At 67.6% G+C, this 23,724-nt stretch carries 26 protein-coding genes and 1 tRNA gene; 7 read left to right on the top strand and 20 right to left on the bottom strand.

Annotated features, from left to right (window positions below; all coding sequences use genetic code 11):
• The first annotated feature begins 2 nt into the window (after positions 1-2).
• Together LC068_RS00880 and LC068_RS00875 are read left to right on the top strand one after the other, a co-directional pair.
• The gene (locus LC068_RS00880; RefSeq protein ID WP_226633754.1) at positions 3-479 is read left to right on the top strand and encodes an SRPBCC family protein; all 477 of its coding nucleotides are present in this window, start codon (positions 3-5) and stop codon (positions 477-479) included.
• 17 nt (positions 480-496) lie between these two features.
• The gene (locus LC068_RS00875; RefSeq protein ID WP_226633753.1) at positions 497-925 is read left to right on the top strand and encodes a VOC family protein; all 429 of its coding nucleotides are present in this window, start codon (positions 497-499) and stop codon (positions 923-925) included.
• Between the two features lie 4 nt (positions 926-929).
• Here LC068_RS00875 and gmk read toward each other — a convergent pair whose 3' ends face one another.
• The 14 genes from gmk to LC068_RS00805 form a co-directional block, all read right to left on the bottom strand.
• A complete protein-coding gene (gmk, locus tag LC068_RS00870) occupies positions 930-1,571 on the bottom strand; it encodes a guanylate kinase (RefSeq protein ID WP_209117957.1) in 642 nt (213 codons plus the stop codon).
• Positions 1,561-2,445, bottom strand: coding sequence for a YicC/YloC family endoribonuclease (locus tag LC068_RS00865; protein WP_226633751.1), 885 nt, complete (start codon positions 2,443-2,445; stop codon positions 1,561-1,563). Before LC068_RS00865 ends, gmk begins: the two co-directional genes overlap by 11 nt.
• A complete protein-coding gene (gene mltG, locus LC068_RS00860) occupies positions 2,442-3,551 on the bottom strand; it encodes an endolytic transglycosylase MltG (RefSeq protein WP_226633749.1) in 1,110 nt (369 codons plus the stop codon). Before mltG ends, LC068_RS00865 begins: the two co-directional genes overlap by 4 nt.
• A 1-nt stretch (position 3,552) precedes the next feature.
• Positions 3,553-4,833 carry a beta-ketoacyl-ACP synthase II gene (gene fabF, locus LC068_RS00855; protein WP_226633746.1) on the bottom strand — a complete coding sequence of 427 codons (1,281 nt, stop codon included), beginning with the start codon at positions 4,831-4,833 and terminating at the stop codon, positions 3,553-3,555.
• 106 nt (positions 4,834-4,939) lie between these two features.
• Complete coding sequence (locus tag LC068_RS00850) at positions 4,940-5,179, bottom strand: acyl carrier protein (RefSeq protein WP_092312098.1); 240 nt, start codon at positions 5,177-5,179, stop codon at positions 4,940-4,942.
• Positions 5,180-5,430: 251 nt separating this feature from the next.
• Positions 5,431-5,976 carry a hypothetical protein gene (locus LC068_RS00845; protein ID WP_226633743.1) on the bottom strand — a complete coding sequence of 182 codons (546 nt, stop codon included), beginning with the start codon at positions 5,974-5,976 and terminating at the stop codon, positions 5,431-5,433.
• Positions 5,977-5,996: 20 nt separating this feature from the next.
• The gene (locus LC068_RS00840) at positions 5,997-7,256 is read right to left on the bottom strand and encodes a hypothetical protein (protein ID WP_226633741.1); all 1,260 of its coding nucleotides are present in this window, start codon (positions 7,254-7,256) and stop codon (positions 5,997-5,999) included.
• An 11-nt stretch (positions 7,257-7,267) separates the two neighbouring features.
• On the bottom strand, positions 7,268-8,590 hold the full coding sequence (locus LC068_RS00835) for a voltage-gated chloride channel family protein (RefSeq protein WP_226633739.1): 1,323 nt from the start codon (positions 8,588-8,590) through the stop codon (positions 7,268-7,270).
• Between the two features lie 11 nt (positions 8,591-8,601).
• Complete coding sequence (locus LC068_RS00830) at positions 8,602-9,483, bottom strand: OmpA family protein (RefSeq protein WP_226633736.1); 882 nt, start codon at positions 9,481-9,483, stop codon at positions 8,602-8,604.
• Positions 9,484-9,574: 91 nt separating this feature from the next.
• Positions 9,575-10,315 (bottom strand): 3-oxoacyl-[acyl-carrier-protein] reductase, encoded by a 741-nt coding sequence (gene fabG / locus LC068_RS00825; RefSeq protein ID WP_209117961.1) that lies wholly within the window; start codon positions 10,313-10,315, stop codon positions 9,575-9,577.
• Between the two features lie 79 nt (positions 10,316-10,394).
• Positions 10,395-11,351, bottom strand: coding sequence for an ACP S-malonyltransferase (fabD, locus tag LC068_RS00820; protein WP_226633734.1), 957 nt, complete (start codon positions 11,349-11,351; stop codon positions 10,395-10,397).
• Positions 11,352-11,427: 76 nt separating this feature from the next.
• On the bottom strand, positions 11,428-12,702 hold the full coding sequence (locus tag LC068_RS00815) for an Nramp family divalent metal transporter (RefSeq protein ID WP_226633731.1): 1,275 nt from the start codon (positions 12,700-12,702) through the stop codon (positions 11,428-11,430).
• Positions 12,699-13,205, bottom strand: coding sequence for a DUF2059 domain-containing protein (locus LC068_RS00810; protein ID WP_226633729.1), 507 nt, complete (start codon positions 13,203-13,205; stop codon positions 12,699-12,701). Before LC068_RS00810 ends, LC068_RS00815 begins: the two co-directional genes overlap by 4 nt.
• A 58-nt stretch (positions 13,206-13,263) precedes the next feature.
• Positions 13,264-13,617, bottom strand: a complete 354-nt coding sequence (locus LC068_RS00805) for a phage holin family protein (RefSeq protein ID WP_226635408.1) — start codon at positions 13,615-13,617, stop codon at positions 13,264-13,266.
• 127 nt (positions 13,618-13,744) lie between these two features.
• On the opposite strand from LC068_RS00805, the gene LC068_RS00800 reads away from it, so the two are divergent.
• From LC068_RS00800 to LC068_RS00790, 3 genes are all read left to right on the top strand, one after another.
• Positions 13,745-14,188 carry an HIT family protein gene (locus LC068_RS00800; protein ID WP_226633726.1) on the top strand — a complete coding sequence of 148 codons (444 nt, stop codon included), beginning with the start codon at positions 13,745-13,747 and terminating at the stop codon, positions 14,186-14,188.
• 63 nt (positions 14,189-14,251) lie between these two features.
• A tRNA-Thr gene (locus LC068_RS00795) sits at positions 14,252-14,327 on the top strand.
• A 26-nt stretch (positions 14,328-14,353) separates the two neighbouring features.
• Positions 14,354-14,980 carry a TetR/AcrR family transcriptional regulator gene (locus tag LC068_RS00790; protein ID WP_226633724.1) on the top strand — a complete coding sequence of 209 codons (627 nt, stop codon included), beginning with the start codon at positions 14,354-14,356 and terminating at the stop codon, positions 14,978-14,980.
• Here LC068_RS00790 and LC068_RS00785 read toward each other — a convergent pair.
• From LC068_RS00785 to LC068_RS00775, 3 genes are read right to left on the bottom strand one after another with little or no spacing between them, the layout of a single operon-like run.
• Entirely contained in the window at positions 14,967-15,629 is a 663-nt protein-coding gene (locus tag LC068_RS00785) for a prepilin peptidase (protein WP_226633722.1), read from the bottom strand. The genes LC068_RS00790 and LC068_RS00785 overlap by 14 nt on opposite strands.
• Before the next feature lie 12 nt (positions 15,630-15,641).
• On the bottom strand, positions 15,642-17,501 hold the full coding sequence (gene feoB, locus LC068_RS00780; protein ID WP_226633719.1) for a ferrous iron transporter B: 1,860 nt from the start codon (positions 17,499-17,501) through the stop codon (positions 15,642-15,644).
• Complete coding sequence (locus tag LC068_RS00775) at positions 17,498-17,800, bottom strand: FeoA family protein (RefSeq protein WP_226633716.1); 303 nt, start codon at positions 17,798-17,800, stop codon at positions 17,498-17,500. The genes feoB and LC068_RS00775 overlap by 4 nt, the downstream gene beginning before the upstream one ends.
• Before the next feature lie 173 nt (positions 17,801-17,973).
• Between LC068_RS00775 and LC068_RS00770 the strand changes: the two genes are divergently transcribed.
• Positions 17,974-18,468, top strand: coding sequence for a c-type cytochrome (locus LC068_RS00770; protein ID WP_226633714.1), 495 nt, complete (start codon positions 17,974-17,976; stop codon positions 18,466-18,468).
• Between the two features lie 114 nt (positions 18,469-18,582).
• A complete protein-coding gene (locus tag LC068_RS00765) occupies positions 18,583-18,864 on the top strand; it encodes a hypothetical protein (protein ID WP_226633712.1) in 282 nt (93 codons plus the stop codon).
• Between the two features lie 50 nt (positions 18,865-18,914).
• On the opposite strand, the gene LC068_RS00760 is transcribed toward LC068_RS00765, so the two are convergent.
• The 3 genes from LC068_RS00760 to LC068_RS00750 all read right to left on the bottom strand — a co-directional run bounded on the left by LC068_RS00760 (position 18,915) and on the right by LC068_RS00750 (position 23,708).
• On the bottom strand, positions 18,915-19,304 hold the full coding sequence (locus LC068_RS00760) for a hypothetical protein (protein WP_226633709.1): 390 nt from the start codon (positions 19,302-19,304) through the stop codon (positions 18,915-18,917).
• A 127-nt stretch (positions 19,305-19,431) separates the two neighbouring features.
• Positions 19,432-22,611 (bottom strand): efflux RND transporter permease subunit, encoded by a 3,180-nt coding sequence (locus LC068_RS00755; RefSeq protein ID WP_226635406.1) that lies wholly within the window; start codon positions 22,609-22,611, stop codon positions 19,432-19,434.
• Positions 22,611-23,708 carry an efflux RND transporter periplasmic adaptor subunit gene (locus LC068_RS00750; RefSeq protein WP_226633707.1) on the bottom strand — a complete coding sequence of 366 codons (1,098 nt, stop codon included), beginning with the start codon at positions 23,706-23,708 and terminating at the stop codon, positions 22,611-22,613. Before LC068_RS00750 ends, LC068_RS00755 begins: the two co-directional genes overlap by 1 nt.
• Positions 23,709-23,724 lie beyond the last annotated feature (16 nt).

Here is a 23,724-nt window from a genome sequence, read left to right as displayed (position 1 = left end):
CCATGGCTGTCGCCGAGGATCTCGCCACCCGCCCCACCCTGCATATGACGCGGGTGTTCGACGCGCCCCGGGCCCTGGTCTGGATGGCCTGGACCCGGCCCGAGATGACCGTCCAATGGATGGGACCGGTCGAATGGCCTGCGGTCAGCGTCGAGCAGGACCTGCGGGTCGGCGGCGCCTGGCGCATCTGCCTGCGTTCGCCCGAAACCGGTCAGGACCTTTGGCAGGGCGGCACTTATCGCGAGATCGTCGAGAACGAGCGTCTCGTCTTCACCTTCAAATGGGATGAGAGCCACGAGGATGGCCCGCCCGCTGACACGCTCGTCACCGTGGTGTTCAGCGACACGGATGACGGTCGGACCCACATGGACTTCACCCATCAGGGCCTGAAGTCCGAGCAGAGCCTGACCGGCCATCGCCATGGCTGGACCAGCACGACCGACCGGCTCGAAGCCTGGTTGGCCGCAAACAGGGATTGAACGGGAGGGACCCCACCATGAAGATCGTGACCAGTCTGAGCTTCCCCGGCACCTGCCGCGAAGCGTTTGAGTTTTACGCCGGCGTGTTGGGCGGCGAGATCACTGCGGCCATGCCCTATTCCGATGGACCGCCCGAAATGCCCGTGCCCGACCGGATCAAGGACTGGATGATGCACTGCTGGCTGCAGGTCGGCGATCAGGCGATCATGGGCAGCGACATGCATCCCGACTTCACGCCGGACATGAACAAGGTGAAGGACGGCTTTGACGTCACCCTGCATTTCAAGGATGTCGAGGAAGCCCGCCGCATCTTCGACGCCCTGTCAGCCGGCGGCGAGGTCCGAATGCCGTTCGCCGCCAGCTTCTGGTCGCCCGGCTTCGGCGGCTTTACCGACAAGTTTGGCGTGCCGTGGATGATCAACACCAACCCGGACATGCCGGCGTGAGGCGTCAGACCCGCTCGTTCAGCAGCGCCTGCTGGTAGGCACTGACCCAGATGTTCCGGAACCGACGCGACCGCTCCGCATGATAGATGTGGGCCAGCTCCGCATAGGAGCGGTCGAAGTCGTCATTGACGAACACATAGTCGAACTCGTCGGCGTGCTCGATCTCGCCCTTGGCGTTGCCGATCCGGCGGTCGATGACCTCTTCCGCATCCTGTGAGCGCGTCACCAGCCGGCGCCGCAGCTCCTCCAGACTGGGCGGCAGGATAAAGACCCGCACCGCATCGTCGGGGCAGCGGCGGGCCACTTCGCGCGCGCCCTGCCAGTCGATGTCGAACAGCACATCCCGGCCCTCGGCCAGGGCGCGGTCCACCGGCGCGCGCGGCGAGCCATACAGATTGCCGTGCACATTGGCCCATTCGAGGAAGGCGTCCGCCTCGACCAGCCGCTGAAACTCCTCGCGGTCCACGAAATGATAGTCGCGCCCGGCCTGTTCGCCCGGCCGGATCGCCCGCGTGGTCATGCTGACCGACAGCTCCAGCCCGCCGTGATCCGCCATCAGGCGCCGGCACAGCGAGGTCTTCCCCGCGCCCGACGGACTGGCGACGATCAACAGGACACCCCGCCGGGGCATACGCTCATTCGACATTCTGAACCTGTTCACGCAACTGATCGATGGTGGCCTTCAACGCCAGACCGACCCGAGTCAACTCCACCGTGGCCGATTTCGAGCACAGGGTGTTCGCCTCGCGCATGAACTCCTGCATCAGGAAATCCAGCTTGCGACCGGCCGGAGGCTGACCCAGCAGCTGGTGCCCGCTCTCCAGATGGGCCCGCAGCCGGTCCAGTTCCTCGCGCACATCCGCGCGGGCCGCCAGCGCCGCGGCCTCCACCACCACCTTGTCCTCGACACCCGGGGTGTCCCCTGCCAGCTCGGCCATCCGCCGCGTGAACCGCTCGCGCACGGCCTCGGTCTGGGCGGCGGCCTCGATCTCGGCCAGGTCGACGTTCGCCCGGATCTGGTCGAGGAAGTCGGCGATCAGCGTCGCCAGCTGTCCGCCCTCGACCTTGCGCGCCGCGACCAGGGCCTTGAGCGCCTCGTCGATACTGACGGCCATGGCGGCCTCGACCCGCGCCTTGCGGTCTTCGTCGGCGTCTTCCTCGGGACGATCCAGCACGCCCCTCAGGGCCAGCAAGCCGTCCGCACGAGGCGGCTCGGCGCCCCGCTCGACCAGCTCCAGTGACAGCGCCAGATACCGGTCCAGCAGCGCCTGATCGATGGCGATCTCGCCGGCCGCATCGGCCTCGCGGCGGGCCTGCACACCGACCGTCACCTGGCCCCGGCTCATCAGCGCCTGGGCGCGGGCCTTGGCGTGACGCTCCAGCCCGTCGAATCCGGGCGGTCCGCGAAAGCGCGCCTCCAGCCCCCGTCCGTTCACCGAACGCGCCTCGACCGTCCACACCCAGCCGTCCTGGCTGCCGTCGGCACGGCCAAAGCCGGTCATGCCCGACAGGTCACTCATTGCGGCGTCGCGCCCTGGGGCAGGATCGTGATCTCGGCCCCGGCCTCGGGCGGCGGTTCATCGACGACCGGCTCTTCCACCGGCGGCAGACCCTGCCGCTGGCGTTCGACCGCGCGCCAGCGCGCGACATTCTGCTGATGTTCGGCATAGGTTGAGGCAAAAGCGTGCCCGCCTGTTCCGTCGGCGACAAAGAACAGGGCATCCGAACGGGGTGGGTTCAGCACGGCGGCGATCGCTTCCCGGCCCGGATTGGCGATCGGCGTCGGGGGCAGGCCGTCGATCTGATAGGTATTCCACTCGGTGCGGCGATCCAGCTCCGAGCGTCGGATGCCCCGCCCGAGCGGGCGCCCCTGGGTGATGCCGTAGATGATGGTCGGGTCGCTCTCCAGCCGCATGCCCAGCCGGATCCGGTTCGAGAAAACCGAGGCGACCATCGGCCGCTCCTCGGCCACCGCGGTTTCCTTCTCGACGATGGAGGCCAGGATCACGGCCTCTTCCGGCGAGTTGACGACCGTGTTCGGGCTGCGCTGGGCCCACAGTTCGGCCAGGTTGCGGTCATGGGCCCTCTGCATCCGGGTGATCACCGAGGCCCGGCTCTCGCCGCGCGTGACCTCATAGGTATCGGGCCACAGCGTGCCCTCCTCCGGGATGTCGATCTCGCCGGTCAGGATGTCCTCGGCCATCAGGATGTCGTACGCCTGCGCCGCCGACCAGCCTTCCGGCAGGGTCACGAAGTGGCGCACCACCCGCCCGCTGACCAGCAGGCTGATGACCGAGCGCAGCGAGGCGCCCGACGGCACTTCATACTCGCCGGCCCTGAGTTTGCGGTCGGCTCCGGTCAGGGTCACAGCCGCCTTGAACATATCGGTCGAGCGGATCACCCCGGCCTGTTTCAAGGACTGACCGATGGCCGACACCCCGGCCCCGCTGGGCAGGACCACGATCGTCGCATCGCCCTGACGCGCTTCCGGCCCGGGCGCATAGAAGACGCTCCAGCCCCAGACCAGCGCGCCGATCAGGAACAGGCTGAAGGTCGCCGATGCGGCCAGCAGCGCGGCCCCCAGCGGGCGTTTCGTGTCGGACGGCGCCCGCCCCTTGCCCGCCACGCTAGTCGACCTTCTTCAGGATCAGGCTGGCATTGGTGCCGCCAAAACCGAAGCTGTTGGACATGGCCACGTCGATCTTCATCGGCTTGGCCGTGTGCGGCACCAGATCGATGGCGGTCTCGCGCTCGGGGTTGTCCAGATTGATCGTGGGCGGCGCGATCTGGTCGCGGATCGCCAGTACGGTGAACACGGCCTCGATGGCCCCGGCCGCGCCCAGCAGGTGTCCGGTCATCGACTTGGTCGAGGACATGGCGACCGTCGAGGCGGCATCGCCCACCAGACGCTCGACGGCGCCCAGCTCGATCCAGTCGGCCATGGTCGAGGTGCCGTGCGCGTTCACATAGTCGATGTCGCCTGGCTGGATCCCGGCCCGCTTCACCGCCGCCGCCATGGCGCGATAGGCCCCGTCGCCATCCTCGGACGGCGCCGTGATGTGATAGGCGTCGCCGCTCATGCCGTAGCCGATCACCTCGGCATAGATCTTCGCCCCGCGCGCCTTCGCGTGCTCGTATTCCTCCAGCACCACGATGCCGGCGCCCTCGCCCATCACGAACCCGGCGTGGTCCTTGTCATAGGGGCGGCTGGCCTTCTCGGGCGTATCGTTGAAGTCGGTGCACAGGGCCTTGCATGCCAGGAAGCCCGCGATACCGATCGGCACGATCGAGCTCTCGGCACCGCCCGCCACCATCACGTCGGCATCGTCCAGCGCGATCATCCGGGCAGCGTCGCCGATGGCGTGCACGCCCGAGGCACAGGCCGTCACCACGGCGTGGTTCGGGCCCTTCAGGCCATGCCGGATCGAAATCTGCCCCGACGCCAGGTTGATCAGGGCCGAGGGAATGAAGAAGGGGCTGATGCGGCGCGGCCCCTTGGCCTCCAGCTCAAGCGAGGTATCGGCGATGGGGCCCAGCCCTCCGATGCCCGAGCCCATCATCACGCCGGTGCGTTCGCGGTCGTGGTCCGTCTCGGGCTTCCAGCCGGCGTCGGCCAGCGCCTCGTCGGCGGCCGCAATGCCGTACAGGATGAAGTTGTCGACGCGCTTGCGCTCCTTGGCCGACATGATGGCGTCTGGATCGAACACGCCCGGCTCGCCCGGCTTGCCGCCGCCACGCCCGTCCACGCTCGGGACCTCGCCCGCAATCGTGCAGCCCCAGCCCTCGGTGTCGAAAGCGGTGATCTGGCGAATGCCCGATCGACCCTCCCGAATGCCCTTCCAGCTGTGTTCCACGCCCGCCCCCAGAGGGGTCAGAAGGCCCAGTCCCGTCACCACGACACGACGCATCTTGGCGGCTCCTATCGATTCCACTGTCGCCACAAACACTAATGGCCGCCGGGCGGGCCCGCTAGGGGCACACCACGGCGGCCATCTGGCCGGTTTCAGCCGGGCATCAGCCCGCCAGTTTCTCGTCGATGAACTTCACGGCATCGCCGACCGTCTGGATGTGCTCGGCGGCATCATCCGGGATCTCGATGTCGAATTCTTCCTCGAAGGCCATGACCAGTTCGACGTTGTCGAGCGAGTCGGCGCCCAGGTCGTCGATGAAGCTGGCCTTCTCGGTGACCTTGTCGGGGTCAGCGTCCAGGTGGTCGATGACGATCTTGCGGACGCGTTCCAGAGTATCGGACATGGGTGTCTCTGCCTTGATAAGCCGCACGGTGCGGCAGTTGTCTTGTATGCCTGCCGTAGGACGGCGAGGACGACGGCGCAAGCCCGATCGGGACTCACGCCCCCGTCGTGCCCTGCCCTTTAGCACAGTCGGTCGCGGGGGGAAGCCCACCCCGCGCTGACATTATGGAGAGCCCCCGGAAGCAAGCACCGGTTCACTCGGCCAGTCGACAACGGATATTCCGCTGTCGGCCGGGGATCACGCCGAGCGCCCTAGGCGCGCTGCACTTCCCATTCCCGCGTCTGTGGATTGCGACAGACCAGTTCCGCGTCCAGCGAGCCCGATCCGGTGCCCTCGACGCTCAGGGTCGTCTGCCGATAGCGGCAGATATCCGTCATGCTGGCCGTCTCGGCCTCCTTGCCGTCTTCCGCGGCGGGAACGCTCCAGGTCTTCGCCGGGGCATCCTGTGTCCGCACCACGATGGTGCGGCGTTTGCCGTCCTCACCGATATAGCTGTCCTCGCGCACCTGGCCGGTTTCCAGCGCGGCGTACTCGGCTTCGCGGATTCGGCGCTTGTCCTCTTCGGAGGCCATGGCCAGCAGGACCGCACAGATGCCGCCGCCGGTCAACAGGCCGGTCGTCATGCCCTGCTGCGCGTCGCCGTTACCGGTATTGTTGCCGATGATACCGCCGATAATGGCGCCGCCGACAACTGCGACACCGCACTGCTGCCAGGCCCGCTCCATGGCGGATCCCGAGGTCGCGCAGCCGGACAGCATCAGACAGGCCGCCAGGCCGGGCACAACAAACGTCTTCATCACTCTCTCCCCGTGGTTGATCAGAAGGGTGTCATTTCGAACGGCAGGCTCCGGACGTTGGGCGCGTCCTCAAAGCCATCGACGTCAGGGTCGGAAATCTCGCCCCGCACGGATTCCGGGGTGATCTCGGCCGAGATGCCTCGCATGCCGCTGAACGGCATGTCCGCGGTGAACCGCGGCGGCCCGTCGGGATGCGTGGTCCAGCGCTGGCCCAGCCCGCTGTTGTCCGACAGCAGTTCGCAGACGTCGCCCGTGCATTTCAGCGACCCGCCCAGCGGCGTGGCCCACTCCGCATCCGAAGTGACGATCAGCCAGCTGTTCACCAGTCGGTTCTGGGCATCGTGGCCCAGGATCAGCCGCACGGGATAGCGTGTGTCGGGATAGATCAGCTCGCCGCTGTATCGCCGAACCTCAACAGGGGCGGCGGGCAGTGATCCGAGAGCTCCTCCACCCCAGCCCAGCAATTCGCCCTGACTGCCGAGGAAAAAGGCCGTCGCGAAATCCCGCGCCCTCGGCTTGCCGTTGCTCCCCGATCCGACCAGAACGACCTCGGCGCCGCCCAGCGTCAGCCGCGCCTCGCGCGCCAGCTCGAACCCGGCCTCCCGCGCGGCGGTCACGTCCGGGAAGTCCGGAAAGGTCGTGAAGTCGGTGAAGATGAAATAGCGGGGCACGCCCTCGCCATCGCGCCCCAGATCGCGCACCGATCGCAGCGAGGACACAAGGCTCGACCGCCCGAAGTCTCCCGTACGCACCGGGGGCGGTGCGGGGATGTCGCCCATCCGCACGACGCCCAGGATGAAGGCGCGATTATAGGCCTCGACGGCCGTCTCCATTTCGCCCGACAGGGTGCCGCCGACGAAATCGCCGATACCGGAACGCTCTGCCTGCACGGCCGCCCGCTCCTCGGCCGACAATCCCGGCGCGCACCCGCTGAACACCATCCGAGGGGCTCCGCCGTCGGCCGGCGCCAGATAGACGGTCAGGCGCTCGCGCGGCGCCATCACGCCCGAGTTCACGCCCTCGACCGGGCTGGCCACGGCATTTAGCGCCTCGAAAAGCCGCGCATTCCCCGTCCGGAATTCGGCGCCGGTACCAGGCGTCAGGGCGCGCTCGTCCACCACGAAAATCGTCTGGCGCAGCGGCTGGTCAAGTCCATCGCGGGTGCACCAGACCTCATTGAGGGCAGCCCGAGAGACGCCCTTGCCACCGGTCTCATCGTCATCCGGCCCGCATCCGACCAGCGCCAGACCGAGCGCCACAGCCATGAACAGGTACCGCATCGCCCCCTCCCTCACAGCAGTTTCAGGGTGATCGGCCGACCCAGATAGCCGGCGCCGGTCAGGACCTCTTCCCGCCCCGCATCGTCCCGGGTCACCAGCGGCTGGACGAACCGGGGGGTCAGCCCTTGTTCCGTCATGTGCTTCACCAGCGCCGTCCGGTAGCGGTGCAGGGCCGCCTCGACCTTGCGATCAACCGCCCGAAAGGCCGCCAGCGCCTTGCTGTTGCTCTCCCAGGCGGTGCTGCCCTTCTGCGCCTTTTCCAGCGCATCCAGCTCCTTCTCGCGGTGGGCGGCCTTGTCGTCGGCTTCCTTCAGACGGGCATTGATGCCGCGCGCGACCGTCGCAACGGCCGCCTGGGCCTTGTCGGCGGATAGCCGCTTGGGCGGATAGTCCGGGTCCTCGTCGTGGTGGAAATAGGCCCAGATGACCCCGACGCCGTACACGATCACATTGCTCAGCGTCATGAACAGGATCGAGAAGACCAGATTGGGCGGCGTCTCCCCCGTCACCTCGGCCAGCTGGATCAGCGGCATGACGTAGAACATCCGCGACCAGCCGATCAGGCCCAGCGCCAGGCTCAGCAGCACCCCGCCGATGGCCACCTTGCGGCTGGCCTTCCACACCCGCGTCCGGTCGAAGCTGTTGAACCAGTAGTGCCACTGCTTCAGCACCGTGCCGTGCACGTGCGCCGCAAAGCCGACGGCCAGACCCACCAGAATGGCCATGCCCACCGCGAACATGCCGCTCTTGATCATCGGCAGCTTCAAAAGGCTGTCGAAATTGACCGCGATCTCGATGCCGACGACGGCGATCAGCCCGCCCCAGTACAGCAGCGGATTGGTCATGACCGGGTCGCGGTTGCCGTGCTCGGCCCGCGCTTCCTCGAACTCACGCTGGCGCGCATCGCGCTCGTCGATCCGCTCGTGGTGATTGCGGCGCAGGTCGCTGTGAATGCGGTGATAGGCCATCAGCCGGTCCTGCTGGTTCCGCGCCCGTTCCGCCTCAACCAGGGTGCCCCGCCCCATGGCCGTCTTGCCCAGGGTCGCCGATCCAAAGCCCGACCTCAGATGCTGCAGCGCCGCCGTTCGCACCGGCTGGATGCGCGACTGAAACCACCCCAGCATCTCCGGCGTCAGCCCGTGCGGATAGCTGCCCAGTTCGTCGGTCAGATCGATCCGCCCCTGCTCCGACTGCTCGCGCTCAAGGCCCTCCAGCAGTTCGGTGCACAAAGGCGACCGATCCGACAGGTCCAGCGCCCGCCAGGCCGCAAGGGGATCCGCCTCGTCACGCGGGGGGTCCGCCAGCAAGATTTCTGCATCGACGCGTTTGTCCATGGGATTGCCTTTCATCGACGCGGTGTCTCGATTGTCCGGGGCCGCCTCAGCGGAATGACCAGGGTGCGCGGCGCGGCTGCCGTCACGGCGGGCCTCGACGGACCCGCTGCGGATCGCCCGCCGGGCCGACCGGTTGCCGCCACGCGCCCGTCTCCGCCCACGCCTGTCTGGCGGCGGGTTAGTTGAACGGCTTCAAAGGTGTCACGGCGCGGCAGTTCGATCAGGCAGCGCCGGCTTTCGGTCTCGCTGGCCGAGATGCAGACCTGCGCCTCGCGCTGGGCCGTCAGCACATCGACGACCGGCTCCACCCGCGCGCCGAACAGGAATTCGACCCTGCGGTTGTAGGCCCGGTGCAGATCGCTGTCGTTTGCGTAGAGCGGCGCCGCCTCGCCAAAGCCGACGCGCCACAGGGCCACCTCGCCCACGCCGAAACCCATCATGGCCTCGGACACGGCGTCTGCCCGGCGCACCGACAGATTGTGATTGTATTCGTCGCCGCCGACATTGTCGGTGTGCCCGGCGACAAAGATGGCAACGTCCGGCGCCTCGCCGCGCGCGGCGGCGGCCACCGCTTCCACGGCCTGCAGCCCGCCCGGCAGGATGCGCCACTCGGCCGTGTCGAAGAAGGTCCGTTCGGAGAAGGCGACTCGCAGGACCGGCACGGACACATTGAAGTTCGCCGGCATCCGAGACCGGGGCACGCGGGTGACCGAGAACCGGGGCCGGGGGTCGACCCGCAGCCGGTCCACCGCCCGGTTCAGGCGAAAGACCCGGTCCTCATGCTCCAGCTCGACCGTGTCCTCGGCACGGTAGACGTCCTGACGCGCCAGCGCAGGTCCCGCCGCTCCGAGGCCAGCCAGCCCCAGCAGACATGACCGCCGCCCTTGATCCACGCCCAAGCCCCCCGTCGGTTGAACGGGTGAACGTTATGCGCGAGTTATGCGTTAGGCAATACTTATAGTTGCATAGCGATCGGGCGCGACCTCAGATCATCGCCATGCCGCCGTTCACGTGCAGGGTCTGGCCCGTGACATAGGCGCCCTCGTCCGAGGCCAGATAGACAGCGGCGGCGGCGATCTCGTCGCCCGTGCCCAGACGGCCCGCCGGGATCTTGGACAGGATGGTCTCGCGCTGCTGGTCGTTCAGCACATCGGTCATCGGGCTGGCGATGAAGCCGGGCGCGATACAGTTCACCGTCACGCCGCGGCTGCCGACCTCCTGCGCCAGCGACTTGGAGAAGCCGATCATGCCGGCCTTGGACGCGGCATAGTTGGTCTGGCCCGGATTGCCGGTCACGCCGACGATCGAGGTCACGCCGATGATGCGGCCCGAGCGGCGCTTCATCATCCCCTTCAACGCGGCGCGCGACAGGCGGAAATAGCTCTCCAGATTGACCTTGAGGACCTGTTCGAAATCCTCGTCCTTCATCCGCATCAACAGTCCGTCCTTGGTGATGCCCGCATTGGCGACCAGGATATCGAGCGGCGCCCCGGCGGCCTCTTCGGCGCGGCCGATCAGGCCGTCGACGGACTCCGCATCCGACAGATTGGCGGCGGCGACAAAAGTCCGCTCGCCCATCTCCTTTGCCAGGTCGGCCAACACCGCCTCGCGCGTGCCCGACAGCACCACGGTCGCGCCCTGCGCATGCAGCGCCCGGGCGATGGCTCCGCCGATGCCGCCCGTAGCCCCGGTCACAAGGGCGGTTTTTCCTGAAAGGTTGAACATCAATATCTCTCCAAGTGGCGAGTGATTAGTGGCGTGTGGCGAGGCAACAAGGCGGCGTGGCAAAAGGGCTCGCCACTCGTCACTCGCCACTCGTCACTGACTTCGCGAACGCCTCAAGGTCCTCCGGGGCGTTCAGGGCCAGGCTTTCGGCGTCGGGGGCGATGCGTTTGGCCATCCCGGTCAGCACCTTGCCCGAGCCGACCTCGGCAAAGCGGGTCACGCCGCCCTCACCGGCCATCCACTCCATGCTCTCGCGCCAGCGCACCCGGCCGGTGACCTGTTCGACCAGCAGACGACGGATCACCTCGGGATCGGTCTCGGGGCGGGCGGTCACATTGGCAATCACGGGTACGGCGGGCGCGATGATCTTCGCATCGGCGAGCGCCTCGGCCATCTCATCGGCCGCCGGCTGCATCAGCGGACAGTGGAAGGGGGCCGAGACGTTCAGCGGAATGGCGCGGGCGCCCAGTTCCTTGGCCTTTTCGATCGCACGATCGACCGCCGCCTTCTCACCCGAGATCACGATATTGCCGGCGTTGTTGTCATTGGCGACGACGCAGACGCCGACTTCCGAGCCCGCCGCAGCGGCCGCCTCGGCCAGCGCCAGATCCGTCTTCGGCCCGATCAGTGAGGCCATGGCGCCCTTGCCGACCGGCACGGCGCGCTGCATCGCCTGACCGCGCAGCTTCAGCAGGCGGGCGGTGTCGGCCAGGCTGATCGCCCCCGCCCCGCACAGGGCCGAATATTCGCCCAGCGAATGCCCCGCGACATAACCGGCGCGGGTCACATCCACGCCGAACTCGGCCTTCAGCACTCGCATCACCGCCACCGACACGGCCATCAGCGCCGGCTGGGCATTCTCGGTCAGGGTCAGCTGATCCTCGGGACCTTCCCGCATAAGCATGAACAGCGACTGGCCCAGCGCGTCATCCACCTCGTCGAACACCTCGCGCGCCGAGGCGAAGGCGCCGGCCAGGGCCCCGCCCATGCCGACGGTCTGGCTGCCCTGTCCGGGGAAGAGGAAGGCGAGGGTCATGCGTCCGGGTCCATAGCTGTGATTCCGCGTGCGGAGGGGTAGGCCAAGCCTGTCGCAACGGCAAGCGCGACGGGGCTCAGCCCGCGATGATCTCGTACAGCTGCTGCCCGGCCAGAACCGCGAACAGCAGCGCCGCCAGCGCCAGCGAGGCGTTGGACAGCCAGTGACTGCGCCACTCGACCGGCTGGTCCCGACCGTTCAGCAGCCACAGCAGGGTCCCGGCCAGGAAGGGCATGAACAGGCTGCCCAGCACCCCATAGGCCACGATCAGGCCGAATGGCCGATCGATGAACAACAGGGCCATCGGCGGGAAGGTCAACCACAGCAGATAGCCCCGGAACGCCGGAGACTTCGATCCCGTCATGGCCGGATCGTCGGACCGGCCCAGCGCATGGGCGACAAAGTCGGTGACCATCAGACTGACGCCCTGCCACACCCCGATCAGGCTGGAAAAGGTCGTCGCCAGAAAGCCAACGAGAAACAGGATGGCGATCGGCTGTCCAAACCGCTCCCGCAGCACGTCCGACAGGTTCAGCAGGCCGCGGTCTCCGCTGGCCAGCGCAATCCCCGCCGCATGCAACAGTTCGGCGCCGACGATCAGCATGGCCACGACGAACACGCCGGTCATGCCATAGGCGATCCGGTTGTCCCACCGCATCACGGACATGAACTCCGGACCGCGCCAGCCCTTGGCCGTCAGCCAGTATCCATAGGCCGCCATGGTGATCGTGCCCCCCACCCCGCCGATCAGGCCCAGGGTGTAGAAACCCGACCCCTCGGGCAGGCTGGGCCACACGCCGGTGATCAGGCGCGGCAGGTCGGGCGACACCAGCACAGCCAGCCCGACGACAGTGACGAACATGATGGCCACCAGCCCTGTCATGATCTTCTCGAACAGGCCGTAGCTGCCCAGCCAGACGAGGATCAGGCCGATCACGCCCGAGATCATGCCCCAGGTCTTCAGGTCCAGAACCGGGAACAGCGCCGTCAGCGGCAGGCCGGTCGCCGTCATGGCGCTGGCCCCGTACACAAAGCCCCAGATGATCGCGTAGATGCCGAAATAGAGCCCGGCCCAGTTCAGCCTCTGCCCGCCGCCGACCCGCACCGACGGCCCCGGCAGTCGCGCCCAGCCGTCAAACAGCGTCCGCCCGGAGGCCAGCGTCCAGCGTCCCACGCCCTCGGCCAGCGCAATCTTCAGCAGGGTCCCGACCAGTGCCGCCCACAGCAGCACATAGCCGAACCGTCCCCCGGCGATCAGGGTGGCCAGCAGGTCCCCCGCGCCGATACCGGTTGCGGCCACGACAATCCCCGGCCCGACCAGAGACAGGCGGGGCCGGACAGGCGCGGTCACTGCATGTCCGCCAGGAATTCGGCCGGGTCACAGTCCAGCTGGCGACACACGCTGACGGCCATGTCCTCCATGAAGCCGGGCAACAGCGCCATGGACAACTGCTGCGCCTCGGCACCGAGCGCCAGGCTCTTCTTCATGATCGAGCGGCCCTCCGGGGTGGCATAGAAGACCAGCATGGCCTCCAGCTCGGCCACGGTGAAGGTCTCGGCATAGAGCGGCACCATCGCCTCGAATATCCGGTCCATGAAGGGCGGCATGGCCTCGCGGAAGCTGGTCATCATCACCGATTTGAACAGGGCGCGCTCATCCGGCGACATGTCCGTGCTCTCGGCCGCGATGACATCGGGCAGGGTCATCAGCACAGCTTCCAGCGCCTCGCCCGGATCAATCAGGTCCACGACCTGTCGGGCCAGCGCCTCGCGCCGGGCATAGTCCGCATCCTGCGCCAGTGCGGGGCCGGCCAGCACCAGCGCCATGAAAAATCCGGCAACAATCCTGAGCATTCACCCCTCCCGCATGAACGCCCTTGATGGCCCGGGCCGGGCGCTCTGGCAAGCAGCCTCAGCCGCGCGGCTCGTCCTGGATGAAGGCACCGGCAATCCAGCTGACGATGCCGGTCACGATCGCCGCGCCGAGCCCCGGCATCAGGCCGTCGACCACAAATCCCCCCAGGAAGCTGGCCGTCAGCCCGATCATGGCGGCGTTCACCACCAGCAGGAACAGCCCCAGGGTGATCACCGTGATGGGGAAGGTCACGACCACCAGAATGGGCCGCACAATCGCATTCACGATCCCGAGGATGATGGCCGCAGCGATCAGCGAGCCGGTCGACGTAAAGGCTACGCCGTCGATGATCTTTGACGACAGCCAGAGCCCCAGCATCGTCACCAGCGCCTGAACGATAAACCGCACCATCATCCTGTCTCCGCATTCGGGCACCGGGCCCCGGTCAAATCCTCCGACACAGCGCACGACCCGGTCAATGGCTCCCGACCGGCGCAGGCCGTGTTAGGGTCCCGCGAGTCAGACCGGAGAGCCCCGCATGAGCCTGCACGGCACCTATGATCCCGACAACATCTTTGCCCGCATCCTGCGCGGCGACATCCCCAGCGTCACCGTATGGGAAGATGACCACGTGCGGGTGTTCATGGATGTCTTCCCCCAGTCCGAGGGCCATATGCTGGTGATCTCCAAGACCTCCCGGGCCCGCAACCTGCTGGAGGTCGAGCCCGACGTGCTGGACCGGATCACCCGGGCCGTCCGCCGCACCGCCCGCGCCGCCGAAAAGGCCCTCAAGCCCGAGGGCCTCAGCATCATGCAGTTCAACGGCGAAGCCGGCGGCCAGACCGTCTTCCACCTGCATTTCCACATCGTCCCGCGCTGGTCGGATCGTCCGATGAAGGGCCACGGCCACGCCCCGATGGCCGACAGCGATCACCTGCGCGCCCTTGCCGACAAGGTGGCCGCCGCCCTCGAACCGGCCTAGGGCGTGCTGCACCTGCACACGCCCCCTTGCGCGGGGCCCCGCCCCTGCGCATAACCGCCCGGCGCCGGTTTAGCTCAGCTGGTAGAGCAGCGGTTTTGTAAACCGAAGGTCGCGGGTTCGATTCCTGCAACCGGCACCACCTCCCTCCCCCTCGCGCGGGGCACCATGGCTGACGCCGTCAACAAGCTGGGACACAGGATCGGGGCGCGGGGCGGGCGCACCCGGACGGCCATTCTCGACGCGCTGCGCACCCTGCTGGCCGAGCGCCACATGGGCGAGATCCGCATTGCCGACCTGGCCCAGGCGGCCGCCATCTCGGCTCCGACCTTCTACACCTATTTCGATACCCTCGACGAAGCCCTGCTGGCCCTCTGCGAGGAGGTTGCCAGCGACTGGCAGGGCCTGGCCCATCACCTTGAGGCCGACTGGTCGGGCGGTCAGGGCCTGACCCACGCGCGGGCCCTGATCATGGACATGCTGGCCCTGTGGGCGCGCCATGGCGCTATCATCCGGGTCGAGCAGATGATGGCCGACCGCGGCGCACCGGCCTTTGTCGAGGCCCGCGTCAGTCGCCTGCGTCGCCTGCACCTGGCGCTGGAGCGCCGCATCGCCCAGGCCGCCCACGCCGGCCTTCACCCGGAGGGCTACGACCCCCGGCTGGCCTCCTACGAAGTCGCCAATATCGCCGAGTCCGCTGCCGCCAGTTTCAATCTGCTGAAGCGCGCCGACAGCGACCGGGCCATCATCGACACCACGGCCCACATCCTCGTCCGCCTGATCACCGGCCGCTGACCGCCATCCCCAGCGGGCCGTACAGCCAGGTCAGCCAGATCCCGATCGCCAGGAACACACCGAACGGCAGGGCATCCTGACCGCTGACCGCCTTGCCCGTCACCCGCCGCGCGATCACCAGACTGATGCCCGCCAGCCCGCCCCACAGCATCACACTGGCCAGACCCATCCAGCCGACCCAGGCCCCGGCCCCGGCCATCAGGAACGGGTCCCCTCCTCCCAGTCCGTCGCGCCCGCGCATCCGCCGGTACAGCCAGCCCATCAGCCACAGGGCGGCAAACCCCGCGACCGCTCCGATCGCTCGCGCCATCAGAGCCTCCGGTTCGGCCACGAAGGCGGCCAGCAGACCGGTCGCCACCAACGGCCAGGTCAGCACATCCGGCAGCCAGAAATTCTCGAAATCGACGACGGCGAGCATCAGCAGCTGCCAGCCCAGCAAGGCGCCGAACAGGGCGATCGACAGCTCCGGTGACGCCAGCGCGGCCCACAGGCCCAGCCCGCCGCCTGCCAGCGCCAGCACCGCATCCCGCTTCAGGCTCGATGGCTTCTGCGGCGCCTCGTCGGTCGCCGCCAGCCACAGGCTCAGCCGCGAGACAGCAACCCCGACGATCAGGCCCGCCAGTCCGATCCCGATCGTCGCCGCCAGCATGTCCGCTCCGTCTCAGCCGAGGCCGAACGCCACGGCCACCCGATAGACCACAAAGGCCGCGCCATAGGCGAGCGCGAACATATAGGCCGTCATGACCCACATCCACAGCCACGAATTGGTCTCGCGCTTGACCACGCCCAGCGTCGCCACGCACTGCGGCGCGAACACATACCAGGCCAGGAAGGCGAGGCCTGTGGCCAGAGACCACTGCAGCGACAGCACATTGGCCAGTGTACCGACCGCACTCTCGGCATCGGCCACGGCATAGACGGTGCCGAGCGCCGCCACGGCCACCTCGCGCGCGGCCATGCCCGGCACCAGCGCCACAACCATCTGCCAGTTGAAACCGATCGGCGCGAACAGCGGCTCCAGCGCCCGTCCGATCATGCCGGCGAGGCTGTAGTCGATGGCTGGCCCCGTCGCTCCGGGCGGCGGCCCGGGGAAGGTCGAGACGGCCCACACCACGACCATCAGCGGCAGGATGATCCGCCCGGCCCGCTCCAGGAAGATGCGCGCCCGCTGCCACAGGTTCAGCGCCACACTGCCCGGGTCCGGAATCTTGTAGGCCGGCAGCTCCATCATGAAGGGCTCGAAGGCGCCTCTCCAGAAGATCTTGCGGATCACGAACGAGACGATCAGCGCGCTCAGAATGCCCGCCGCATACAGGCCGAACATCACCAGCCCCTGCAGCTCGATCCAGCCCCACACGGTCTCGCGCGGGATGAAGGCGGCGATGATCAGCGTATAGACCGGGATGCGCGCCGAGCAGGTCATCAGCGGCGCCACCAGAATGGTCGTCAGCCGGTCGCGCTTGGAGTCGATTACCCGCGCCGACATGATCCCGGGAATGGCACAGGCGAAGCTGGACAGCAGCGGAATGAAGGCCCGGCCGTGCAGGCCCGCCCCGCCCATGATGCGGTCCATCAGGAAGGCGGCCCGCGCCATATAGCCAAAGTCCTCCAGCAGCAGGATAAACAGGAACAGCACCAGAATCTGCGGCAGGAACACCAGCACGCTGCCGACGCCGGCGATCAGCCCGTCCACGATCAGGCTCTGCAGCAGACCGTCCGGCATAACGCCCGCGACCCAGCCGCCAAAACCGGCCAGCCCCATGTCGATCGCGTCCATGGCCGGCGCGGCCCAGCTGAACACTGCCTGGAACATCACGAACAGCAGAGTCAGCAGGATCAGCAGCCCCCCCACCGGGTGCAGCAGCACGCTGTCGATCTTCCCGGTCAGGGTGTCGGGCCGCTCGGGCGGCTTCACATGGGCCGACATCATGCGCCCGGCCTCGCGATGCGCGGCGCGGATTTCAGAGGCGCCCGGCTCGTGCCAGGTCGAGGGCCGGGCGGCCGTCGAGGCCAGCACCGCCTGCACGGCCTCCAGCAGGCTGTCCATACCCCGCTTGCGCGTGGCGACGGTCGTGACGACCGGCATGCCCAGCGCCTGCGACAGGCCTTCGAGGTCGATCCTCAGACCCTGGCGCTCGGCGATGTCGTACATGTTCAGCGCCATGACCGCCGGGCGCCCAACGGCCTTGATCTCCAGCGCCAGCCGCAGCACCAGCCGCAGATTGGTGGCGTCCGCCACCACCACCAGAACGTCCGGCACATCCTCGGGCCGGCGGCCCAGCACTACGTCTCGAGTAATCACCTCGTCGGGGCTGCGCGCCCGCAGCGAATAGGTCCCCGGCAGGTCCAGCACCGTCATCGGCGTGCCGTCCGGAGCCTTGATCGCGCCGGCCTTCCGCTCGACCGTCACCCCCGCATAGTTGGCGACCTTCTGCCGGCTTCCGGTCAGGGCGTTGAACAGGGCCGTCTTACCGCTGTTCGGATTTCCGACCAGCGCAACCGTCGTCGTGGACTCACTCATGCCGATACGCGCGCCTCGCCGTCGAGGTCGAGGTCGGCATCCCCCAGCCTGAGCGTCAGCCCCCTGACCTCATGCCGGCGCAGGGCGATCCGCATGCCCTCAACGTTCAGCACCACGGGATCGGCACCGACCGGCCCTTCGTGAATCAGGCCCACGCGCGCGCCCTCGATCAGTCCGAACTCCAGCAGGCGACGCTCCAGCTCCTGGGCGTCGGCGGGGTTGTCCTCCATCGCCTCGACGGTGTGAATGCGGCCTTCCTGACCCTTGCGGGCCTGGCTCAAACGAATGATGTCGGTCATGAAGCGTGCGTACTGCCCGTCGGGGAGGTTCAGCGGAATGCGTCCGGACGCGGGCACCCGGGCCGCGCGTCCATCCAGTTGACACTGATTATCAGGTGCGGGTCGCCGCCGTCCAGCCTGTTGTCCGTTTTGCCGCACCCTCCTATCCAGAGGGGGCTGATACGGAGCCTGTCATGAAGTCGTCCATCCTCTTCCCCGCCCTGCTCACCACGCTCGCCCTCGGCGTGAGCGCCTGTGGCGACGACAGCGCGAAGGTTCCCGCTGCGCCCCCCCGCCCGCCTTTGACGCCGGAACAGGTGACCCTGGCCATGGCCGCCCTTCCGGCGCCCTACGACCAGGCGGATTACGAGAACGGACGCCGCGTCTTCGCCCGCTGCCGGGCCTGTCACACGGTCACAGAGGGCGGTCCCAACATGACCGGACCCAACCTCTGGGGCCTGTTCGGACGCCCCGCCGGCCGGCACGAGGGCTACACCTATTCGAAGGCGCTGCAGGAGGCCGACTTCGCCTGGGACGGCGACCGCCTCGACCATTGGCTGGCCAACCCCCGCACCTTCCTGCCGGGCAACAAGATGAACTTCCCCGGCGTGCCCGACGATCAGGACCGCCGCGACGTCATCGCCTGGCTCAAGGTCGAGACCTCACCGCGCCAGGGTGCGTACCCCTGAAACGCCGATCCTGCGGGTCCGCTTGCAAGCGACAGTGCAATGTCTGTTCCCGACCCATACCTGCCCATAGGAGCGTCCGTTTGCGAGAAAGGCCAAAGCGCCTAACATCGAGAGATGACGTCCGTCGCGATAACAGCCCATCACGACATTATTGTTCGCCGCGAAGCCATGAGACGTCTCGGCCTCAGCGAGGCTGATCTCACCGCGCTCCTGACCGGTGTGGATTGTCGCGGCGTTGGCTCGGAGCTCCTGATTTTCGGGCCATGCTTCGGAGAGGAAGCAGCTACAGAACTTCATCGGCGGTTGGAGCGTGCTGGGCTCGATTATGTCGACGACTTCTTCTTGGTGGCCATGGACCTGCCTGACTGGCTGAGGCTTCGGGTGGAGGCGATCTGACGACCTCGGAGCCAAATGTCCGATTTCGACCCGAAGCGGCTGTTCGCGGCTTATTGTTTGACGGCAACTTGCCGAAGGTCGGATAGCAGGTGACGCGCAGCGATCCTTACGTCCGCCATCTCAGGAGAGTCGATCACGTGCTGAGGGGACGCAGTGGGGAGTTTCCTCAGCAACTCGCGTAAGGCTCTGATCCCCTCATCGATCTGGTCGTCATAGACCCGCTCGTCCGACACCTCGCGCCCACCTTCCCGCTGACGCCACGACCAGTCCAACGCGTCTCCCAGCCCACTGTGGTCGAAAAGCGCGCTAACGGCTTCGACGGGTGAGGAGACTTCGGTGCCGTCGGCTCCGGAAGACAGCCAAAGCCGCTCTTGCTCCTCGCGACTGCCTAACTCCGCTAGGCAATCCATAACCATTTCGATGTTCGGCTGATGACGCATCGGTTCGCTCCTGACGGCCTTGAACCTATGATCTGGAAGGTCCGCTAACCACCCTTAGCTGACGTTAGCGGTGTCCGCTTTTGGGGAGCATGGCACGTCACTCAGGGGATCCACGATCTGACCCGACCTACTCAGCAGCCTTGGGCAGGGCATCATTGGCCGCGACTTCCTGCGCTTCCCATTCCTCGATCTTGCGGGCCGTGTACTCGGGCGAACGCGTGAAGCGGGCCAGCACCCCATAGATCACCGGCACGACGAACAGGGTCAGCAGGGTCGCAAAGATCGCCCCGGCAAAGATCACCACACCGATGGTCTGGCGGCTGCCTGCGCCGGCCCCCTGCCACAGCACCAGCGGCAGAGCCCCGAAGGCGGTCGCGATCGAGGTCATGATGATCGGCCGCAGACGCAGGGTCGAGGATTCAATGATCGCCTCGCGCACCGACCGCCCCTGATCCCGGAGCTGGTTGGCGAACTCGACGATCAGAATGCCGTTCTTGGCCGCCACCCCGATCAGGATGATCAGCCCGATCTGCGAATAGATGTTGAGGCTCGACCCCGCCATCACCAGACCGAACAGGCCCCCGGCCGCCGCCAGCGGCACCGTCAGCATGATGACCGCCGGCGTGATCCAGCTTTCGAACTGGGCCGCCAGCACCAGGAACACCAGCACCAGCGCCAGACCAAAGGCCCAGGCCACCGCATTGCCGGCTTCGCGCTGATCTCGGGCGGCGCCGTCCCACTGCACATTGACCACGCCCTGCGGCTGCTCGTCGGCGCGGGCCTGCAGAAAGGCCATGGCGTCCGCCAGTGTCGTGCCCTCCGTCAGATCGGCCTGCAGGCTGATGGCGCGCTGGCGATCCTGACGGCGCCGGTCCGGCGTATCGCCCGACGTCTTGGTGCTGACCACGGACGACAGCGGCACCAGATCGCCATTGCCGGTCGCCACATACAGCGCACCCAGATCGCTGACCTCGCGCCGGTTGTCGCGCTCGGTCTGCAGGATCACATCGTATTCCTGCCCGCCCTTGATGTAGGTCGTGGCCCGGCGTGAACCGAACATGGTCTCCAGCGTCCGGCCGATCTGTTGCGACGACACGCCGAGCGCGGCCGCCGTCTGCGGATCGACATCCACCAGCAGGCGCGGGGCATTGGGCTCATAGTTCAGCCGCGGGCGCGAGAACCCGGGATATTCCTGTGCCGCGGCCAGCACCGGCTGCAGCCACCGGTACATCTCGCCATAGTCCGAGCCGGTCACGACCATCTCGATACTGTTCGAATTGCCCCCGCCGCGCTGGAAGCTGCCCGGCACGCTGGCGTTCACCTGGGCATCGGTCTGGCTCCGCAGGCGTCCGTTGATCTCGGCCGAGATTTCGGCGGCCGAGCGGTGACGCTCCGACCAGTCCGACAGGATCATCACCGCATTGCCCGAGTTGAAGCTGCCGCCGCCAAAGCCCGGCGCCGACACCAGATAGCTGTCCGCCTCGCCCGAGGCCTTGTACTCGGCCAGGATCGGCTCCAGCCCCAGCATGATACGTCGGGTGTAGTCAAAGCCCGCGCCCTCGGGCCCCTGCACCCGCACGCTGACCCGGCCCCGGTCCTCATCGGGCACCAGTTCATTGGGCAGGTTCACGAACATGAAGGCACCACCCGCCGCGACCAGCAGGATCAGCCCGGCCACGCCCCAGACGGCCGCCCGCCGACCGAGCAGCATGTCCAGCGAGTTGCGGTACGAATTCTTGACCTGGTCCATCGTCCGGTCGACGCGGCGCGTCAGCCAGCCCGAACCCGAGGCCGGGCGCAGGATCTTCGACGCCAGCATCGGCGACAGACTCAGCGCCAAAAAGGCCGAGAAGGCCACGGCGGCGGCGATAGCGGCGGCCAGCTCGACGAACAGGCGTCCGACATAGCCCGGCAGGAACAACAGCGGCGCGAACACCGACAACAGCACCACGGTCGTCGCCACCACAGCAAAGAACACCTGGCGTGCCCCGCGCTCGGCAGCCACCAGCGGCGGCTCGCCGTGATCCAGACGCCGCTGGATATTCTCGGTCACCACAATGGCGTCATCGACCACCAGGCCGATGGCCAGCACCAGTGCCAGCAAGGTCAGCAGGTTCAGCGAGAAGCCCAGCGGCGCCAGCACGATGAAGGTCGACAGCAGGCAGATCGGCGCCACGATCGACGGGATAAAGGCGGCGCGCAGGCTGCCGAGGAAGACGAAATTCACCAGCGCCACCAGCGCCAGGGCGATGCCGATGGTGATCCAGACCTCGTCGATGGCGTGGGCGGTAAAGACCGAATTGTCCGAGCCGACTTCCAGCTCCACCCCGTCCGGCAGGCTGGGCCGGATGGTCTGGACCATTTCGGTCACCGCATCCGAGATCGCCAGATCGTTCGACTGGGCCTGACGCGTGATCGCCAGACCGATCTGGTCCAGCCCGTTCCCCCGGAACAGACGCCGGTCCTCCGAAGGAGCCTCCTCGATGCGCGCCACATCGCCCAGCCGGGTGACATAGGTCACATCGCCCTGCACCGCCGGGCTCGAACCGGGCGCCGACGCCGAGCCGCCCGTGCCGATCGGCATCTGGGCAAAGTCCTCGGCCGTCGCATAGTTGCGGGCCACGCGAACGGTGTAGTCCTTGGCGCCTGACTCCAGCGCGCCGGCCGGCAGTTCGACATTCTGGGTCGTCAGGGCCTGTTCGATGTTCTGGACGGTCAGGCCCCGCGCGGCCATGGCAGCGGGGTCCAGCCAGACGCGCATGGCATAGCGCTGCTCGCCATAGATCTGCACCTGGGCCACGCCCGGCACGGTCGACAGTCGGTCGATCAGATACCGGTCGGCATAGTCCGTCAGTTCCATCCGGTTCATCGTCGTGGAGCGCAGGAACAGGATCATCACCGGCTGGCTGTCGGTGTCCGCCTTGGCCACGCCCGGCGGCTCGGCCTGATCGGGCAGCCGTCCGGCCACGCGCGAGACCCGGTCGCGCACATCATTGGCGGCGTCGTCGATGTTGCGGTCCAGACTGAACTCGATCCGCACGCTCGAGCGTCCGTCGCGGCTGGTCGACTCGATCCGCTCCACGCCCGGAATACCGGCCACCTGCTGCTCGATCGGCTCGGTGATCCGGTTCTCGATCACCTCGGCCGAGGCCCCGGCATAGGAGGTGTTGACCGACACGATCGGCGGGTCGACGTCCGGCAGCTCCCGCACCGGCAGGAAGAAGAAGGCTGCAAGGCCAATCACGCACAGCACGATGGCCGCGACCGCCGCGAAGACGGGCCGCCGGACGGCGACATCCGACAGCATCATTGACCGGCACTCCGGCCGGCGACCGTCACCGGCGCACCCGGTTGGATGCGGTTCAGACCGGTCGCGACGACCGTGTCACCGGCGTCCAGGCCCGACAGGATCTCGACATAGCCGCCCTCGACGGCCCCCGCCTCGACCTCAACACGCTGGGCAATCTGGCCTCTCTCGCCATTCGCCACGCGATAGACGAAGGCGCCCTCGCCCTCGTACTGCACCGCGGACTCCGGCACGGCCAGCGCCTGCCGCTGCCCCTGACGCACGGTCACCCGCATCGACATACCCGGTCGGATACGACCCTCGGGATTGGGCACTTCCGCGCGCGCCGTGGCTGAACGCGTCACTTCGTCGATCCGGGTATCCACCCGGGCGATCCGGCCGGTGAACTGCGACCCGGCAAAGGCGTCGGCCGTGGCGCTGATCGGCGTGCCCGACTGCACCCGGCCCAGGTAGCGCTCGGGCAGCGGAAAATCGATCCGGATGGTGCTGATGTCGTCCAGCGTGGTGATCACCGTGCCCGGTCCGACCAGAGTCCCCGGGGTAACCGATGTCAAACCCAGCACGCCCGAAAACGGCGCCCGGATCATGCGGTCGCCCCGGCGGGCCTCGGCGGCGTCCAGCGAGGCCTCGGCGGCGCGCAGGGCGGCCTCGGCCTGCTCGGCGGTCACCCGGGGAGCGATGCCGCGCTCCGCCAGATCCCTCGTCCGCTCATAGTCGCGCCGCGCCTGATCGACCCGCGACTGCGCCTCGATGATGTCGGCGTCTTCCTCGCGCGTCTGCAGCTCGACCAGCGGCGCGCCGGCGCGAACCGACTGTCCATCGCGGAACATCACCCGGGTGATCAGCTCGCTGGTCGAGGAGACGATATTGACCGAACGCTGGCCGCGCGCCACGCCCACCAGTTGCAGACTGTCCGAAAAGGTCCGCTCGGCCACCTGGACCGCCGCGACCTCCTGGCCACCGCCGCGTCCGCCGCCGCCCCGGCCAGGTCCGCCGCCCTCGCCCGCATCGGCGAACGACAGGCGCACGATGACCGCAACGGCCATCACCACAATCAGAACGGCTGCGGCGACGAGGAGGAAGTGGCGCTTGATCACGTGACAAAGAATCCCT

The sequence above is a fragment of the Brevundimonas poindexterae genome, from assembly GCF_020524625.1.
In the GTDB taxonomy this organism is placed as follows: domain Bacteria; phylum Pseudomonadota; class Alphaproteobacteria; order Caulobacterales; family Caulobacteraceae; genus Brevundimonas; species Brevundimonas poindexterae_A.
This window is presented reverse-complemented; position numbering and strand designations above follow the sequence as displayed.

Coding starts and splice junctions, on each gene's coding strand:
- LC068_RS00845 (WP_226633743.1), bottom strand. CDS start 5,976: ATGAAGACGTTTGTTGTGCCCGGCCTGGCGGCCTGTCTGATGCTGTCC.
- fabD (WP_226633734.1), bottom strand. CDS start 11,351: ATGACCCTCGCCTTCCTCTTCCCCGGACAGGGCAGCCAGACCGTCGGC.
- LC068_RS00805 (WP_226635408.1), bottom strand. CDS start 13,617: ATGGTGCGGTTTATCGTTCAGGCGCTGGTGACGATGCTGGGGCTCTGG.
- LC068_RS00840 (WP_226633741.1), bottom strand. CDS start 7,256: ATGCGGTACCTGTTCATGGCTGTGGCGCTCGGTCTGGCGCTGGTCGGA.
- LC068_RS00850 (WP_092312098.1), bottom strand. CDS start 5,179: ATGTCCGATACTCTGGAACGCGTCCGCAAGATCGTCATCGACCACCTG.
- LC068_RS00760 (WP_226633709.1), bottom strand. CDS start 19,304: ATGCGTCATCAGCCGAACATCGAAATGGTTATGGATTGCCTAGCGGAG.
- LC068_RS00810 (WP_226633729.1), bottom strand. CDS start 13,205: ATGCTCAGGATTGTTGCCGGATTTTTCATGGCGCTGGTGCTGGCCGGC.
- LC068_RS00865 (WP_226633751.1), bottom strand. CDS start 2,445: ATGAGTGACCTGTCGGGCATGACCGGCTTTGGCCGTGCCGACGGCAGC.
- LC068_RS00835 (WP_226633739.1), bottom strand. CDS start 8,590: ATGGACAAACGCGTCGATGCAGAAATCTTGCTGGCGGACCCCCCGCGT.
- LC068_RS00880 (WP_226633754.1), top strand. CDS start 3: ATGGCTGTCGCCGAGGATCTCGCCACCCGCCCCACCCTGCATATGACG.
- LC068_RS00765 (WP_226633712.1), top strand. CDS start 18,583: ATGACGTCCGTCGCGATAACAGCCCATCACGACATTATTGTTCGCCGC.
- LC068_RS00875 (WP_226633753.1), top strand. CDS start 497: ATGAAGATCGTGACCAGTCTGAGCTTCCCCGGCACCTGCCGCGAAGCG.
- fabG (WP_209117961.1), bottom strand. CDS start 10,315: ATGTTCAACCTTTCAGGAAAAACCGCCCTTGTGACCGGGGCTACGGGC.
- LC068_RS00800 (WP_226633726.1), top strand. CDS start 13,745: ATGAGCCTGCACGGCACCTATGATCCCGACAACATCTTTGCCCGCATC.
- LC068_RS00790 (WP_226633724.1), top strand. CDS start 14,354: ATGGCTGACGCCGTCAACAAGCTGGGACACAGGATCGGGGCGCGGGGC.
- gmk (WP_209117957.1), bottom strand. CDS start 1,571: ATGTCGAATGAGCGTATGCCCCGGCGGGGTGTCCTGTTGATCGTCGCC.
- LC068_RS00770 (WP_226633714.1), top strand. CDS start 17,974: ATGAAGTCGTCCATCCTCTTCCCCGCCCTGCTCACCACGCTCGCCCTC.
- feoB (WP_226633719.1), bottom strand. CDS start 17,501: ATGAGTGAGTCCACGACGACGGTTGCGCTGGTCGGAAATCCGAACAGC.
- fabF (WP_226633746.1), bottom strand. CDS start 4,833: ATGCGTCGTGTCGTGGTGACGGGACTGGGCCTTCTGACCCCTCTGGGG.
- LC068_RS00785 (WP_226633722.1), bottom strand. CDS start 15,629: ATGCTGGCGGCGACGATCGGGATCGGACTGGCGGGCCTGATCGTCGGG.
- LC068_RS00775 (WP_226633716.1), bottom strand. CDS start 17,800: ATGACCGACATCATTCGTTTGAGCCAGGCCCGCAAGGGTCAGGAAGGC.
- LC068_RS00755 (WP_226635406.1), bottom strand. CDS start 22,611: ATGCTGTCGGATGTCGCCGTCCGGCGGCCCGTCTTCGCGGCGGTCGCG.